This window comes from Vibrio chagasii, assembly GCF_024347355.1.
In the GTDB taxonomy this organism is placed as follows: domain Bacteria; phylum Pseudomonadota; class Gammaproteobacteria; order Enterobacterales; family Vibrionaceae; genus Vibrio; species Vibrio chagasii.
This window is the reverse complement of sequence record NZ_AP025465.1, coordinates 2,897,612-2,914,194: the sequence shown is the minus strand read 5'-3', so window position 1 is coordinate 2,914,194 and position 16,583 is coordinate 2,897,612. Positions and strand designations below refer to the sequence as shown.

14 protein-coding genes are annotated in these 16,583 nt (G+C 45.9%); 13 read left to right on the top strand and 1 reads right to left on the bottom strand.

Features of this window, described 5'->3' with window-relative positions; all coding sequences use genetic code 11:
* Window positions 1–12: 12 nt before the first annotated feature.
* From rnc to acpS, 5 genes are all read left to right on the top strand, one after another.
* Complete coding sequence (gene rnc / locus OCV52_RS13285) at window positions 13–690, top strand: ribonuclease III (protein WP_004739034.1); 678 nt, start codon at window positions 13–15, stop codon at window positions 688–690.
* On the top strand, window positions 683–1,654 hold the full coding sequence (gene era / locus OCV52_RS13280; protein WP_004739035.1) for a GTPase Era: 972 nt from the start codon (window positions 683–685) through the stop codon (window positions 1,652–1,654). Before rnc ends, era begins: the two co-directional genes overlap by 8 nt.
* A gap of 104 nt (window positions 1,655–1,758) precedes the next feature.
* A complete protein-coding gene (gene recO, locus OCV52_RS13275; RefSeq protein WP_032498827.1) occupies window positions 1,759–2,487 on the top strand; it encodes a DNA repair protein RecO in 729 nt (242 codons plus the stop codon).
* On the top strand, window positions 2,484–3,221 hold the full coding sequence (gene pdxJ / locus OCV52_RS13270) for a pyridoxine 5'-phosphate synthase (RefSeq protein ID WP_004739038.1): 738 nt from the start codon (window positions 2,484–2,486) through the stop codon (window positions 3,219–3,221). Before recO ends, pdxJ begins: the two co-directional genes overlap by 4 nt.
* A 57-nt stretch (window positions 3,222–3,278) precedes the next feature.
* A complete protein-coding gene (acpS, locus tag OCV52_RS13265) occupies window positions 3,279–3,659 on the top strand; it encodes a holo-ACP synthase (protein ID WP_063524082.1) in 381 nt (126 codons plus the stop codon).
* Window positions 3,660–3,768: 109 nt separating this feature from the next.
* On the opposite strand, the gene barA is transcribed toward acpS, so the two are convergent.
* Entirely contained in the window at window positions 3,769–6,582 is a 2,814-nt protein-coding gene (barA, locus tag OCV52_RS13260; RefSeq protein WP_137408048.1) for a two-component sensor histidine kinase BarA, read from the bottom strand.
* A 165-nt stretch (window positions 6,583–6,747) separates the two neighbouring features.
* On the opposite strand from barA, the gene rlmD reads away from it, so the two are divergent.
* From rlmD to ispF, 8 genes are all read left to right on the top strand, one after another.
* Window positions 6,748–8,067 (top strand): 23S rRNA (uracil(1939)-C(5))-methyltransferase RlmD, encoded by a 1,320-nt coding sequence (rlmD, locus tag OCV52_RS13255; protein ID WP_137408050.1) that lies wholly within the window; start codon window positions 6,748–6,750, stop codon window positions 8,065–8,067.
* A 135-nt stretch (window positions 8,068–8,202) separates the two neighbouring features.
* Complete coding sequence (relA, locus tag OCV52_RS13250) at window positions 8,203–10,425, top strand: GTP diphosphokinase (RefSeq protein ID WP_008224477.1); 2,223 nt, start codon at window positions 8,203–8,205, stop codon at window positions 10,423–10,425.
* A 227-nt stretch (window positions 10,426–10,652) separates the two neighbouring features.
* Window positions 10,653–11,450, top strand: a complete 798-nt coding sequence (gene mazG, locus OCV52_RS13245) for a nucleoside triphosphate pyrophosphohydrolase (protein WP_061032443.1) — start codon at window positions 10,653–10,655, stop codon at window positions 11,448–11,450.
* Between the two features lie 150 nt (window positions 11,451–11,600).
* Window positions 11,601–13,241: a CTP synthase gene (locus OCV52_RS13240; protein WP_063524391.1), complete on the top strand. Its 1,641-nt coding sequence runs from the start codon at window positions 11,601–11,603 to the stop codon at window positions 13,239–13,241.
* A gap of 80 nt (window positions 13,242–13,321) precedes the next feature.
* Window positions 13,322–14,620 (top strand): phosphopyruvate hydratase, encoded by a 1,299-nt coding sequence (gene eno, locus OCV52_RS13235; RefSeq protein ID WP_137408051.1) that lies wholly within the window; start codon window positions 13,322–13,324, stop codon window positions 14,618–14,620.
* 483 nt (window positions 14,621–15,103) lie between these two features.
* Window positions 15,104–15,385, top strand: a complete 282-nt coding sequence (gene ftsB, locus OCV52_RS13230; RefSeq protein WP_004739050.1) for a cell division protein FtsB — start codon at window positions 15,104–15,106, stop codon at window positions 15,383–15,385.
* Window positions 15,385–16,086: a 2-C-methyl-D-erythritol 4-phosphate cytidylyltransferase gene (gene ispD / locus OCV52_RS13225; RefSeq protein WP_004739052.1), complete on the top strand. Its 702-nt coding sequence runs from the start codon at window positions 15,385–15,387 to the stop codon at window positions 16,084–16,086. The genes ftsB and ispD overlap by 1 nt, the downstream gene beginning before the upstream one ends.
* A 2-nt stretch (window positions 16,087–16,088) precedes the next feature.
* Window positions 16,089–16,568 carry a 2-C-methyl-D-erythritol 2,4-cyclodiphosphate synthase gene (ispF, locus tag OCV52_RS13220; protein ID WP_004739053.1) on the top strand — a complete coding sequence of 160 codons (480 nt, stop codon included), beginning with the start codon at window positions 16,089–16,091 and terminating at the stop codon, window positions 16,566–16,568.
* Window positions 16,569–16,583 lie beyond the last annotated feature (15 nt).

The following is a 16,583-nucleotide window of genomic DNA, read 5'->3' as shown; positions in this document are numbered from 1 at the left end:
CATCGAGAGAGCATGAATTCTCCAATTGATAAACTAGAAAGAAAGATTGGCTATCAGTTCAATGATGCCGATCTTATCCACTTGGCGCTGACTCACCGCAGCGCCGCTGGTAAACATAACGAACGTCTTGAGTTTCTGGGCGATTCAATTTTAAGTTTTGTTATCGCTGATGATCTATACCACCGTTTTCCTAAGGTAAACGAAGGTGATATGAGCCGCATGCGCGCGACATTAGTACGTGGTCATACATTGGCAGAACTAGGCCGTGAATTCGAACTAGGAGATTACTTAAAATTAGGTCCAGGTGAGTTGAAGAGTGGCGGTTTCCGTCGTGATTCTATTCTAGCGGATGCTGTTGAAGCGATCATCGGCGCTATCTATTTAGATAGTGATACCGAGACGGTTCGCGGCATTATTTTAAGCTGGTACCAATCTCGCCTAGAAGCTATTCAGCCTGGAGTATCTCAAAAAGACCCGAAAACTCGTCTTCAAGAGTTCTTACAAGGTCGAAGAAATCCTCTACCTGTCTACACAGTGACTAATATTAAAGGTGAAGCACACAACCAAGAGTTTACGGTTGAGTGTGAAGTGGCAGGTGTGGATAAACCTGTTATCGGTAAAGGCACTAGCCGCCGCAAGGCAGAACAAGCGGCTGCTGAAACAGCATTAGAGCAACTAAGCAATGTCTGATAACAACCAAGAATTCGATATCGATGCATTCTTTTCATCTGATAGCAAACAACCTAGCCTACCGGAAAACCAACACTGTGGCTTCATCGCTATTGTAGGTCGCCCCAACGTAGGTAAGTCGACGCTTCTGAACCATATTCTGGGACAGAAGATTTCTATTACATCACGTAAACCACAGACGACACGTCACCGTATTATGGGCGTGGAAACTGAAGGTGATTACCAAGCGATCTTCGTTGATACTCCTGGACTTCACATTGAAGAAAAGCGTGCAATCAACCGTTTGATGAATCGTGCAGCAAACAGCTCACTGAGTGATGTGAACCTAGTATTCTTCCTTGTTGACGGTACTCACTGGACTGAAGACGATGAGATGGTTCTGAACAAGCTGAAGAAGACTAACTTCCCAGTTGTACTTTGCATCAACAAAGTAGATAACGTTCAAGACCGTACTAACGTGATGCAGCACATGATGGAAGTCTCGAAGAAGATGGACTTCATTGATGTTGTGCCAATCTCGGCGAAGCAAGGTAAGAACATTGATGTACTGCGTAAGCACGTACGTGAACACTTACCTAAAGCGACACACCACTTCCCAGAAGAGTATGTGACGGATCGCTCGCAGCGTTTTATGGCGTCTGAAATTATCCGTGAAAAGCTGATGCGCTTTACGGGTGATGAACTACCTTACTCGGTAACGGTTGAGATCGAACGTTTCGACTACAATCCAGACAACGATGGTTTCCACATCAATGCGCTAATTCTTGTTGAACGTACTGGTCAGAAGAAAATGGTGATTGGTAAAGCGGGCGAGAAGATCAAAACGATTGGTCGCGAAGCACGTATCGATATGGAAGAGCTATTCGGTCGTAAGGTTTACCTAGAGACTTGGGTTAAGGTTAAATCTGGTTGGGCTGATGATGAACGTGCACTTCGTTCACTAGGCTACATCGACGATCTATAATCTAGATTGAACTTCACTTTCCTGAACTGGATGTGAAATCAAAATAGTGAGTTGAAGAGAGAGTGCGAACTCTCTCTTTTTGTATCTGCAAGAAGGATGAATCATTGAGCGAAGGGTTACAGCGATGCTTTGTATTGCACCGCAGGCCATATAGCGAGTCGAGCTTGATACTGGATATTTTCAGTGAAGAGTTTGGCCGTGTAACGTTGATGTCGAAAGGTGCTCGTAGCAAGCGTTCCAATTTAAAAGGAGCGTTGCAGCCTTTTACGCCTCTATTACTGAAGTGGTCGGGGAATAGCTCAATGAAAACACTGCGCCAAGCTGAGCCTATCAGTTTAGGTTTGCCTCTCACTGGTATTAACCTCTACTCCGCAATGTATGTGAATGAGCTGATTGGCCGAGTGCTGATGGCTGAAGTGCCAATGCCTGCTCTTTTTCACGACTATCTTCATGCTTTAACAGAGCTGGCGCATAATGAAAATCCAGAGCCAGCACTGCGTCGCTTTGAGTTGGCACTGCTATCTGCTATGGGTTATGGCGTCGACTTTTTACACTGTGCAGGTACTGGCGAACCGATTGATCCAACAATGACTTATCGCTATCGAGAGCAGAAAGGTTTCATTGCTTCAGTGCGACGAGACAACCTAACTTTTATGGGCGATGAACTTATTGCGATCAGCGAACGTAGGTTTATCACTAAAGAGCAGTTAAAAGCGGCAAAACGCTTTACACGCATAGCCTTAAAGCCGTATCTTGGCGGCAAACCATTAAAAAGTAGAGAACTGTTTTTGCCAAGAGCAGGTCTTTCTAGAGCACGGAGTATTGGAAAATGAGCTCAATCCTTTTAGGCGTTAATATCGACCATATTGCAACACTACGTAATGCACGTGGTACTAAATACCCAGATCCAGTACACGCAGCTGAAATTGCTGAGCGAGCTGGTGCTGACGGCATCACCATTCACCTGCGTGAAGACCGTCGCCACATCGTAGATCGCGATGTACGCATTCTGGCTGAAACTATCCAAACTCGCATGAACTTAGAAATGGCAGTGACGGATGAGATGGTTCAGATTGCACTAGATACTAAGCCTGAGTTTGTTTGTCTTGTTCCTGAAAAGCGTGAAGAGCTAACTACTGAAGGTGGCTTGGACGTGGTTGGTCAGCTTGAGAAAGTAAAAGCGGCTACGCAAAAGCTATCTGCAGCTGGTATTAAAGTGTCGCTGTTTATCGATGCTGACCGCGAACAGATTGATGCAGCAAAAGCTTGTGGTGCACCGTTCATTGAGCTTCACACTGGTCACTACGCTGATGCGAAAACAGAAGAAGACCAACAAGATGAGCTGAAAAAGATTGCGGCTGGCGCAAGCTACGCAGACGATCTAGGTATTACGGTGAATGCCGGTCACGGCCTGACGTACCACAACGTGGCGCCAATTGCGGCACTACCAGAAATCTACGAGCTAAACATCGGTCACTCAATCATGGGACGTGCTGTCTTTGATGGTTTGAACAAAGCAGTAGCTGACATGAAAGCTGTAATGGAAAACGCGCGTAACAACATTTAGTTTGTTAAATATCTAGTTTGTTAAGTGGCATCATCAAAAAGTAGTTAAAGGGTAATCATGGCTGTTGTAGGGCTTGGGACAGATATTGCGGAAATTGAACGTGTTGAAAAAGCATTGTCACGCAGTGGTGAGGCATTTGCTCAGCGTATTCTGACGGATTCTGAATTTGAAGTGTTTCAACAGCTAAAGCAAAAAGGTCGTTATCTCGCTAAGCGCTTTGCAGCTAAAGAAGCTGCATCAAAAGCGCTGGGTACAGGCATCGCACTGGGTGTTACTTTTCATGACTTCGAAATCTCGAACGACGAGCATGGCAAGCCAGTGCTGAGCTTGCACAATAAAGCTCGAGAAATCGCACAAGCGAGTGGCACAACTTCGATTCACCTGACTATTTCAGATGAGCGTCATTATGCGGTGGCGACGGTATTATTTGAGTCGTAATTGCTAGCTAACCCTGACGTTCGTCTGCTGCTAAGTAAATAGAACAAACAAAAAAGCAGAGCTTATACGCTCTGCTTTTTTATTGCCTTGAGTTTGAGGCTAAGCCGATTTAATCACTGGTTGGTTTTAAGTAGTGAATAGCGGTTGCTTGCACCTTATCGAGCTCGTCTTGAAGTTCAAAAAGTTCTGGCTCGATATCTTCAATTGAAGTACCTGAGCGCAGCTCTTTCTCTATCGTGGCACAGACTGATTTAAGCCTTGGTACGCCACTGTATGAGCTGCTGCCATGCATCTTGTGGATGATGTGTATCAGCTGATCTACAGGGTAATCCGTGTCTTCGATTGCTTTCTCCGCCGCGTCATACACCTCAGGGATAAAGTCGACCAGCATCTGCAGCATATCGCGTGCGAGGTCTTCTTTATTGGCTGCCTGCTTCATCGCAGCTTGCCAATCAATGATGATGTTCTTGTGTACGCTAACATTACTTTCAGACACCTGGCTGTTGTCTATCTCGGCTGACACTGCAGGGTGATCTGGATTGATCTTTTCGATGTGCTCAACCTCAGAGGTTGGGCTCCAGTGAATTAATACTTGCTGTAACACATGCTCTTCAATTGGCTTGGTCAGGTAGTCATCCATGCCAGCTTCTAGCAGCCTATCGCGCTCGCCCGTCATGGCGTGTGCAGTAACAGCAATCACAGGTGTGCTGGCATTGTTGGCGAGCTTTTTGATGTTCTGGCAAGCGGTTACACCATCCATCTGCGGCATCTGAATATCCATGAAGATAATATCAAATTGAGTCTCAGTGGCTTTGTCGATCGCCTGCTGACCACTGGTGCAGCTAATGACGGTTTCCACGCGTTCTTTGAGTAGCGCGGTGATAAGTTTCAGGTTAGCTGGGTTATCATCCACAGCCATTACAGTCAGTGGCAGCTTCTCTTCCGAGTGGGTTTCAATTGCTGGTGCAATCAAGGTTGGCGCTTGGTTCGACACCAGAGTTTGCAGCAGCTTCTTACGAGAAAGAGGTTTGGTGATGCATTGAACATCGACTTCTTTCATCAATTGTTCGCCAAGTGCGAGCTCGGTACTCGGTGTACCAATGATCACGTTCTGAGCAATCTTCTTCGCGCCAATTGCCCAGCCACTGACCGTATCAAATTGATAATCTTGGTTAGCTGCGAGGTTCAGCAGAACGTAGTCGTACGAGGTTGATTCGTCAGGCATCACCGAACGGTAGGTAACGACTAAGCCTTCTTGGGTCAGGATTTGTTGAGTAATCGAAGCGGCTTGCATGTTTGGTTCGATAAGCAGTAGTTGCTTGTCTTGCAGACATTGAGTCTCAATTAGCTCTGTCATCGGCATATCGGTGGTTGATAGCCTTAGCGTAAACCAGAAAGTTGAACCTTGGTGTAGGCGACTGGTTAGGCTGATCTCACCGCCCATTTGGCTCACAAGTTTCTGGGTGATAACCAGACCTAGGCCTGTACCACCATAGCGACGAGAGATACTTGCATCTGCTTGGCTGAAGGCTTGGAATAGTTGGGCTTGCTGACGCTCAGAGATACCAATACCCGTATCACGAACCATGAACTGTAGCTCGATGTTGTCTTCGCTTTGTGAACGTAACTCAACGCTAATATCGATGTTACCGCGCTCGGTAAACTTGATTGAGTTACCCACTAGGTTGGTCAGAATTTGTTGGATACGCAGTGGGTCACCTACAACGCCTGCAGGCACTTTAGGATCGATCTTAAGCGTAAGCTCTAGGCCTTTCTCATGAGCGTTGGTCGCTTGAAGGTTCACTACCTCTTCTAGGCTTGCTTGGAACTCAAATGGAATGTTTTCTAGCGCCAGTTTACCGGCTTCAAGTTTCGAGAAGTCCAAGATATCGTTGATGATACTGAGCAGGTTGTTCGCAGAGCGTTCAATGGTCTGTAGGTAATCCGTCTGGCTGTTCGACAGGTGAGTTTTTAGCATTTGGCGAGTAAAGCCAATCACACCGTTGAGTGGTGTTCTTAGCTCGTGAGACATGTTTGCCAAGAACTCAGACTTAACACGTGCCGCTTCTTGTGCGCGTTTTTTCGCGATGTCTAACTCAACGTTTTGAATCTCTAGTTGTTCAAGAGTTTCACGCAGATCCGAAGTGGCTTGGTCGATACTGTGCTGCATCTCGACGTGATATTCCGACAGCGAGACCGCCATCGCGTTGATACCGTTTTTCAGCGAGTCCAACTCACCGTGCATTTTACCTTCGATACGGACATCTAAGTGACCACGACGAATTCGGTCCACCATGTTCTTCATGTGAGTGATCGGTTGAGTTACATCGTGCATCAAGCGGAAAGCGAAAACACCAGAAAGACCCAGTCCAAGAATCAACACTAAGAAGGCAGAGAACACTTCTTGGTATTGCTGCAAACGAAGTGAAGAAAGGTCCAACTCAATCGCAATATAACCAATCGCTTGGTTGGCTTGAGACTGACCGTTAGCCGAGTTGATGTACTGGCCTTCAGCAATAATCGGTGTCCGAAGAATCAGTGTGTTATCGAGTAAGTCAGAAGAGCTTAAATGCGGAATCGGTTTATCTTTGGGATAAGTTAGGCTTTCGAAATCAGGGTGGAAGTTTGAGGTTACAAACAATTCATGACGATCATCGAACACCGCGATACTGCGTACCAGCTTAGAGTTCTTTCGATGTGCATAGCTGATTAGCTGACGAACAGACTCTCGACTTTCGAGTTGCATGCCAGATTCACTCGCAATTGCCAGTGGCTCAATGATGCTAGTACCTGTGTTCACCACCTGACCTTCAAGGTCTTGATAGCGGTTAAATGAGAAAAATGCACTCAATAGCAGCCCAATAATCAGGGTTGGAGCTAGAGTTAAGGTAATTACACGGGCTCTTAAGCCATATCTGGTCATGTTCTTTAATTACATCGAGGTCTGGATATGGGAAAATAACGCACACAATGGCGGTTAAGTGAACGGTAAGCTTAATCAAAGCCGTGACGTTCGACAATGATTCCAAGGCAGAATAGTGAGTCCTGGATACCAATTACTTATTAAAAGATACATTAGGCACAAGCAATGGCACGTTTTTTCCAACCAAAAAAGAAAACTCAACTCGAGACCAAGCATCAATCGGTTTTGGTTGAACGAATGGATCACAATGGCGCTGGCATCGCTTATCAGAAGAACAAACCGGTTTTCATTGATGGCGCATTGCCCGGTGAACAGGTGGTTATTCAGCTTACTGAAAGTAAAAGTAAGTTTGCACGCGCGAAACTCATCAAATTACTGAAGCCAAGCGAGCAACGTTTAAAGCCTTTTTGTAAACACTTTAATCAGTGTGGCGGTTGTCATCTTCAGCACCTTGGTTACCAATCTCAGATAGAACACAAGGCACAATCTCTTACGCACTTGATGAGCCAATATAAGACGGATGAGACAGAGATGGCTCAACCGATTGTGGGTGATGAAACGGGTTATCGTCGTCGCGCGCGTATCAGCCTGTTTGTTGATAAGAAAACGCATAAGCTTCAGTTCGGTTTTCGTAAGAAGCAGAGCAAGCAGATAGAAAACATCACCGATTGTGCCGTGCTTGATCCTCGCCTAAATGTATTGCTGCCAAAGGTGAAAAATTTACTCAACACTTTCAGCAACCTTACGTCTTTAGGACACGTTGAATTGGTATTGGGTGATACTGGCCCGGTAATGGTGTTACGTCACCTCAAGCCTTTGATTGAAAAGGATGAGCAAGCATTGGTTGCGTTGGCGAAAGAAGAAGGCGCGATACTGTACTCAATGCCAGAGACCGATAAGTTGGTCCGTCTGGTTGGTGATGCGCCTAGTTACAGCGAAACAGGCGTTACCTTACCTTTTGAGCCAAACCACTTCATTCAGGTGAACCAGAAGGTCAATCAGCAGATGGTGGCTCAAGCGATTGAATGGTTAGAACCTAAAGCGGACGAGCGAGTACTGGATCTGTTTTGTGGCTTAGGTAACTTCAGTCTGCCTATCGCTCAACAGTCGGCATTTGTGGTTGGGGTTGAAGGTGTCGATGAGATGGTTCAGCAAGCCACATCGAATGCCAAATTGAACCAGTTGAGCAACACCGAATTTTACCAAGCGAACCTTGAAGAAGACCTATCGGCACAAGCTTGGGCAAAAGAGAAATTTGATAAAATCTTACTGGACCCAGCTCGTGCTGGAGCGAGTGGTGTTGTTGATCAAATTTCAGCATTAGGAGCGAAGCGTGTGGTTTATGTTTCGTGTAATCCTGCTACTCTAGCTAGAGATTCAGAGAGCTTAGAAAAGCAAGGCTACCAATTAGCCAAACTTGGTATGTTGGATATGTTCCCACACACCAGCCATCTAGAATCGATGGCTCTCTTTATCAAGGCTTAAAGGCCCGTAAATAAGGCTTAAAAATGAATGACAAAGGCGCAGGGACACCTGCGCTGATATCAATATGGTCGAACTAACTTGGAACCAGTTAGTCATATTGAATTGGGTATAAAACAGAATAACTAGGAAGGCACGATGGTTGCGGTACGAAGCGCACATTTAAACCCAAGCGAACAGTTTGAGCTAGAAAGTTGGATTGCGTCATTAAAGCAAGACGCAAAAACCTCGAATAAACTGAACAAAGTTTATCGTCACTGTGAAGAGCTATTAAAAGATCACGAGCAAGCATCACTCTTGCTATGGCGTGGACGCGAGATGATTGAAATCTTGGTCACGCTGTCGATGGATCGTGCAACATTAGTCGCAGCACAACTCTTCCCAGTGGTATCAAGTGGCGTTTTTGAGCGCGAAGCCTTCGAAGAAAGCTACGGCAAAGAAATCGTTAAGCTGATTGACGGCGTTGAAGAAATGGCGGCCTTGGGCCAGTTAAACGTAACCCTTGAAGGCAGTGCTGCTTCGGGTCAAGTTGATAACGTTCGACGCATGCTATTGGCCATGGTTGATGATTTCCGCTGCGTAGTTATCAAACTTGCGGAGCGAATCTGTAACCTTATCGAGGTGAAAAAAGCGCCTGATGCTGTGCGCCGCGCGGCAGCAAAAGAGTGTTCTAACATCTATGCCCCACTGGCAAACCGTTTAGGTATCGGCCAACTTAAGTGGGAAATCGAAGATTACGCCTTCCGCTACCAACAACCAGATACCTACAAGCAGATTGCAAAACAGCTGTCTGAGCGTCGTATCGTTCGTGAACAATACATCACAGATTTCGTTGATGATTTAACCGCAGAAATGCAGCGTTCAAACATCAATGCTGAAGTGAGCGGCCGACCAAAACACATCTACAGCATCTGGCGCAAAATGCAGAAGAAAGGCTTAGCCTTCGATGAGCTTTTTGACGTACGAGCAGTACGTATTATCGCTGACCAGCTACAAGACTGCTACGCCGGTCTTGGGGTGGTACACACCAAATACAAACACCTACCGAGCGAATTTGATGACTATGTGGCGAACCCTAAGCCAAATGGTTACCAGTCGATTCATACCGTAGTCCTTGGCCCTGAAGGCAAGACTATTGAGATTCAGATCCGTACTAAGCAAATGCACGAAGACTCTGAGCTTGGTGTGGCGGCGCACTGGAAGTACAAAGAAGGGGCTTCAAGCGGCCGTAGTGGCTACGATGAGAAAATCACTTGGTTGCGTAAACTTATCGACTGGCAAGAAGAGATGTCGGACTCTGGCGAGATGCTGGATGAAGTACGTAGCCAAGTCTTCGATGACCGTGTATACGCATTTACTCCACGTGGTGACGTGGTCGACTTACCAATGGGCGCAACCCCGTTGGATTTTGCTTACCACATCCACTCGATGGTCGGACACCGCTGTATCGGTGCCAAGGTAGCGGGGCGTATCGTACCGTTCACTCATAAACTATCGATGGGCGACCAAGTTGAGATCATCACGCAGAAAGAGCCGAACCCATCTCGTGACTGGCTAAACCCAACTACGGGTTTTGTTCACTCTGGTCGTGCTCGAGCGAAAATCAACGCTTGGTTCCGCGCACAAAGCCGTGAGAAAAACCTAGAAGCGGGTCGTGACATCCTGGAAGTTGAGCTAGCGAAAGTGGGCGCAACCCTAAAAGATGCTGATCAATACGCACTAAGACGCTTTAACGTGAATACGCCAGACGAACTCTATGCAGGTATTGGTAGTGGCGACTTGCGTATTAACCAAGTGGTTAATCACATCAATGCGCTAGTGAATAAGCCAACGGCGGAAGAAGAAGACAAGAAAGCGCTAGAGAAACTGCTTGAGTCGGAAAACAAGCCGGCACAACAGAGTCGTCCTAAGAAAGATGCAGTTGTTGTTGAAGGTGTAGATAACCTAATGACGCACCTAGCACGCTGTTGTCAGCCGATTCCAGGCGATGTGATTAAAGGTTACATCACTCAAGGTCGCGGTATCTCGGTTCACCGTGCCGACTGTGAGCAGTTGAGTGAACTAAGCCTGCACGCACCAGAACGTATCATTGATACAGTTTGGGGTAATGGCTTTGTCGGTTCTTACATCCTAACGCTGCGTGTAGAAGCACTAGAGCGCAATGGCTTGTTAAAAGACATCACCTCACTGTTCTCTAACGAGAAGATCAGCGTGACGACAATGAAGAGTCGCATCGACTACAAGCGTCAGCTATCGGTAATGGACTTCGATTTAGAAGTGACCAATATTGAGATTCTGAGTCGAGTGACAAGCCGAGTCGAGCAGATCAAAGATGTCATGAGCGTCAAGCGCTTGGGCTAAAATTCTCGTCATACTTGAAGCTGATGGCGTTGTTGACTGCGCGCACTCGCTCAATCACATAGGCAAGCTATGCTCAGGAGTCTCGCTTGCTTGTCGCCTAGCCACAGTTTCAATTATTTAGAGAATTAGACAGTATCAAGAAAGGTGAGTGGTTTTGGCTGCTCACCTTTTTAGTTTTATAAGACGTTATAAATTTAAAAATCAAAGACAGTAATAGGAAGAAAACGATGAATCACCCGATTGAACAACTTGAACAGATCATGACTAAGCTGCGCGATCCAGAAGGTGGCTGTCCTTGGGATTTAAAACAAAATTTTGAAACAATTGTCCCTCATACTATCGAAGAGACTTATGAAGTGGTGGATGCGATCCACAACAAAGACTGGTCGAATCTGCAAGAAGAGCTTGGCGATCTACTGTTTCAGGTGATTTTTTACAGTCAGTTGGCGAAAGAGCAGGGGCTGTTTGAGTTTTCTGATGTGGTTGATGGCATCAATGAGAAGTTAACACGCCGTCACCCTCATGTGTTCTCGGATGCCGAGTTTGCTAGTGACGAAGAAATCAATGCGAATTGGGAAGCGGAAAAAGCCAAAGAAAAGGCACAAGCAGGCAAAACTCAAGAAAGTATTCTAGACTCAATACCAAACTCTCTACCTGCGCTTTCTCGTGCTACAAAGATTCAAAAGCAGGTAGCGAAATATGGCTTCGATTGGGACTCAATTGGCCCAGTTGCCAACAAGGTAATAGAGGAAGTGGATGAGGTGCTGGAAGAGGCGCTTCAAGTGACACCAAACGAAGATTTGGTTGAAGAAGAGTTGGGTGATTTGCTGTTTGCAACGGTGAATTTGGTGCGACATTTAGGCAAAAACCCTGAATCGGCGCTCAATAAGGCCAACTTGAAGTTTTCACGTCGCTTTAAAGGGGTGGAAGAAAAAGTGCGTCAACAAGATAAAAGTCTGACCGATTTTTCACTACAACAGCTTGATTCCATGTGGGATGAGGTAAAAGTAGCGGAGAAAAGATAACCAAAGCTTTTATCATGAATTGATTTGAAGCAAAAAATAAAAAATAGCAGTGTGATAGATTTCACGTTGTGGCGATAAGGGGCTTCTGGTATATTTTCATCCCGTCCAGAAGTAGTCCATTTCCCTCATTCAACCAATTTCAGGTTAAACATGACGACAAATTACATTTTTGTTACTGGCGGGGTTGTATCCTCTCTAGGTAAAGGTATTGCTGCAGCATCTCTTGCGGCTATTTTAGAAGCTCGTGGTCTTAAAGTGACTATGATGAAGCTTGACCCTTACATCAACGTTGATCCAGGCACTATGAGCCCGACTCAGCACGGTGAAGTGTTCGTTACGGAAGATGGCGCTGAAACAGACCTTGACCTTGGTCACTACGAGCGATTCATTCGCACCAAGATGACTAAGCGTAACAACTTCACTGCAGGTCGTGTTTACTCAGACGTACTAGCAAAAGAGCGTCGCGGTGATTACCTAGGTGCAACTATTCAGGTTATCCCACACATCACTAACTCTATCAAAGAGCGTGTTATTTCTGGCGCTGAAGGCCACGATATCGCGATCGTTGAAGTTGGTGGTACGGTTGGTGATATCGAATCTCTACCATTCATGGAAGCGATTCGTCAGCTAGCAGTAGAACTAGGCCGTGAACGCGCAATGTTCATGCACCTAACGCTAGTACCTTACCTAGCAGCTGCGGGCGAAGTGAAAACTAAGCCGACTCAGCACTCTGTAAAAGAGCTACTGTCTATTGGTATTCAGCCTGACATCCTAGTTTGTCGTTCTGACCGCAACATTCCTTCGAATGAGCGTAAGAAAATTGCTCTGTTCTGTAATGTGCAAGAAAATGCAGTTATTTCAATGCGCGATGTTGACTCTATCTACAAGATCCCTCAGCTTATTAAAGCTCAAGGCACTGATGATCTTGTATGTAAGCGTTTCGGCATTACAGCTCCAGAAGCAGATCTGTCTGAATGGGAACAAGTAATTTACGAAGAAGCTAACCCAACGGGTGAAGTGACGATTGGTATGGTTGGTAAGTACATTGAACTACCAGACGCATACAAATCAGTAAATGAAGCGCTAAAACACGCAGGCTTGAAAAACCGCCTAAGCGTTAATATTAAATACGTAGACTCACAAGACGTTGAGTCTCGTGGCGTAGAAATTCTAGAAGGCCTAGACGCAATTCTAGTACCAGGTGGCTTCGGTGACCGTGGTGTTGAAGGTAAGATTCTTGCTGCTCAATACGCACGTGAAAACAAAGTACCATACCTAGGTATCTGTCTAGGCATGCAAGTAGCACTTATCGAGTACGCTCGTAATGTTGCGAAAATGGAAGGCGCACACTCTTCTGAGTTCTGTTCTGAAACTAAATACCCTGTTGTTGGCCTAATCACTGAGTGGGTAGACGGCGAAGGTAAAGTTGAAGAGCGTACAGAGACATCTGATCTAGGCGGCACAATGCGTCTAGGTTCACAGCTTTGTCACCTAGCGAAAGGTACGAAAGCTTACGAACTATACGGTAGCGCGACGATCCATGAACGTCACCGTCACCGTTACGAAGTGAACAACAATCTTCGTCCACAAATTGAAAAAGCGGGCCTAAAAGTATCGGGTCTATCTGCGGACAAGAAGCTGGTTGAAGTTATTGAGAACCCGAACCACCCATGGTTCGTTGCAGCTCAATTCCACCCAGAGTTCACTTCAACACCTCGCGATGGTCACCCATTGTTTGCAGGTTTCGTTAAAGCGGCTGGTGAGTTCCAGCGCGGCGAGTTAGAGAAGTAAAAGGAATACAGGTAGCAGCGTAAGTTGTGCTGCTACCTTTAAATTTGACATTTATATATTCAACGAGAAGGAAACATTCAATGTCTAAGATCGTTAAAGTTCTAGGTCGTGAAATCATCGATTCACGTGGTAACCCAACTGTAGAAGCTGAAGTACACCTAGAAGGCGGTTTCGTAGGTATGGCTGCTGCTCCATCTGGCGCATCTACTGGTTCTCGCGAAGCTCTTGAGCTACGTGACGGCGACAAATCACGTTTCCTAGGTAAAGGTGTTCTTAAAGCAATTGAAGCTGTAAACGGCCCAATCGCTGAAGCTCTAGTTGGTAAAGACGCTAAAGCTCAAGCTGACGTTGACCAAATCATGATCGACCTTGACGGTACTGAGAACAAATCTCAGTTCGGCGCGAACGCTATCCTAGCTGTTTCTCTAGCGAACGCTAAAGCTGCTGCTGCAGCTAAAGGCATGCCTCTATACGAGCACATCGCTGAGCTAAACGGTACTGCTGGTCAGTTCTCTATGCCTCTACCAATGATGAACATCATCAACGGTGGTGAGCACGCTGATAACAACGTTGACATCCAAGAGTTCATGATCCAACCAGTTGGTGCTAAGACTCTTAAAGAAGGTCTACGTATCGGTGCTGAAGTATTCCACAACCTAGCTAAAGTTCTTAAGTCTAAAGGCTACAGCACTGCAGTTGGTGACGAAGGTGGTTTCGCTCCTAACCTTAAGTCTAACGCTGAAGCTCTAGAAGTTATCGCAGAAGCTGTTGCAGCTGCTGGTTACGAACTAGGTAAAGACGTTACTCTAGCTATGGACTGTGCTGCATCTGAGTTCTTCGACAAAGAAGCTGGCATCTACAACATGAAAGGCGAAGGTAAGACTTTCTCTTCTGAAGAGTTCAACCACTACCTAGCTGAGCTAGCTAACCAATTCCCAATCGTTTCTATCGAAGATGGTCTAGACGAGTCTGATTGGGCTGGCTTCAAGCACCAAACTGAACTACTAGGTGACAAGCTTCAACTAGTTGGTGACGATCTATTCGTTACTAACACTAAGATTCTTGCTGAAGGTATCGAGAAAGGCGTAGCTAACTCTATCCTTATCAAGTTCAACCAAATCGGTTCTCTAACTGAGACTCTAGCTGCAATCAAGATGGCTAAAGACGCAGGTTACACAGCTGTAATCTCTCACCGTTCTGGCGAAACTGAAGACGCAACTATCGCTGACCTAGCGGTAGGTACTGCTGCAGGTCAAATCAAGACTGGTTCTATGAGCCGTTCTGACCGTGTTGCTAAGTACAACCAACTAATCCGTATCGAAGAAGCTCTAGGTTCTAAAGCTCCTTTCAACGGTCTTAAAGAAGTTAAAGGTCAATAACCTCTCTGGTTTTTAAACCAAAGGAATTGTTAATCTAAGCTTTGAATGCCTCGCTAATGCGGGGCATTTTTTTGTCTGTATAAATGATGGGAAGAAGCTTTAGGTTCTAAAGCTCCTCCTTTTTACAACGAAAGCGGTCTTTAAAACGTTAAAGGTCAATAATTCCTAGCGAATTGTTAACTTAAAGCTTTTGAAACGCTCTACTTCGGTAGGGCGTTTTTTTTGCCTAAAATTCGTCATTCCCTAGACTGACGAAGGAAGGAGTAGGGAATCTCTTATTTGCGTTCCCTGCGATAGATTCTCAACTTATTGGCTCTTCGTTCTTGGGAATGACGTGGATCAGGAATCTCACCACTGGTTCCTAACGACAATAATTCCCGGACTCATTGATTACCTGACACCACATATCTCGCACCAATAAGCTCATTATGGTATATATGTGCCTTATTCTAGTTCCTTCTTTTTCAACCGGCGAAAGGTGTTATGCGAATTTTTGCTTTAGTACTGCTCATAGTGTTTGGCTGGCTACAACACACACTGTGGCTCGGTAAAAATGGTATCTCTGATTACTACGGTGTGAACAATGAAATCCAAGTTCAGCAGCAAGTTAACGAAAAATTAAAAGTTAGAAACGCTGAGATGTTTGCGGAAATCGACGATCTACGCCAAGGCTTAGACGCGATAGAAGAGCGCGCACGTCATGAGCTTGGCATGGTTAAAGAAGGCGAAACGTTTTATCGCATCATTGGTGAGGAATCCCATTAATGTTGACTCAACCTCAAAGCGTGATTGCCGTTGTCCCTGCGGCGGGCGTTGGTAGCCGAATGAAGGCCGACCGTCCGAAGCAATATCTTAAGATCAATGGTAAAACGATTTTAGAGCATACCGTTGAGAAGCTACTGGCTCACCCGCAAGTCTCTCAAATTGTCGTCGCAATCAGTGATGATGACCCATACTACCCAGAGCTACCCCTTACTCAGAATCCACAAGTGATTCGAGTCGCTGGTGGTAGTGAAAGAGCGGATTCCGTTCTTTCTGCTTTAGATTATATCGAGAAGCAACAACTCGGTGATTGGGTGATGGTGCATGACGCAGCAAGGCCTTGTGTTCAGCTAAGTGATATCGACAAGTTAATCTCGACGGCGATGAGCCATGATGTTGGGGCAATCTTAGCAGCCCCAGTGCGAGACACGATGAAGCGAGGCGCTCAAGGGCAAATCGATCATACTGTCGAGCGAGCTGATTTGTGGCACGCCCTCACACCACAAATGTTCAGAGCTGAACCTCTGTGGAATGTATTGAGTGAAGCGCTGCAACAAGGCGTTTCGATTACCGATGAAGCCTCTGCTTTTGAATGGAAAGGCTTCTCGCCCGCTTTAGTCGCCGGGCGTTCAGATAATTTTAAGATAACTCAGCCAGAAGATTTAGCGCTCGCTGAGTTCTATTTAAGTCAGAATAAGGAATAATGATGATTCGTATTGGCCATGGCTTTGATGTACATAAGTTTGGTGGTGAAGGTCCGGTAATTATTGGTGGCGTGAGCATCCCTTACGAACAAGGTCTTATCGCACATTCAGATGGTGACGTTGCTCTTCACGCGTTGTGTGACGCTCTGTTAGGTGCGATCGCCGCGGGCGATATTGGTCGTCATTTCCCAGACACTGACGATGAATGGAAAGGCGCAGACAGCCGTGAGCTATTGAAAGATGTGTACCGTCGAGTAAAAGAACAGGGCTACGTGATTGGTAATGCCGATATTACTATCATGGCGCAAGCGCCAAAAATGGCACCTCATATAGACTCTATGTGCCAAGCTATTGCACAAGATTTAGAAACCAGCATCAGTAATGTGAACGTAAAAGCAACGACAACAGAGCGTTTAGGCTTTACGGGTCGCAAAGAGGGCATCGCATGTGAAGCGGTGGTCCTAATTACCAAAAGTGCGTAAGCACCAACACGAAAA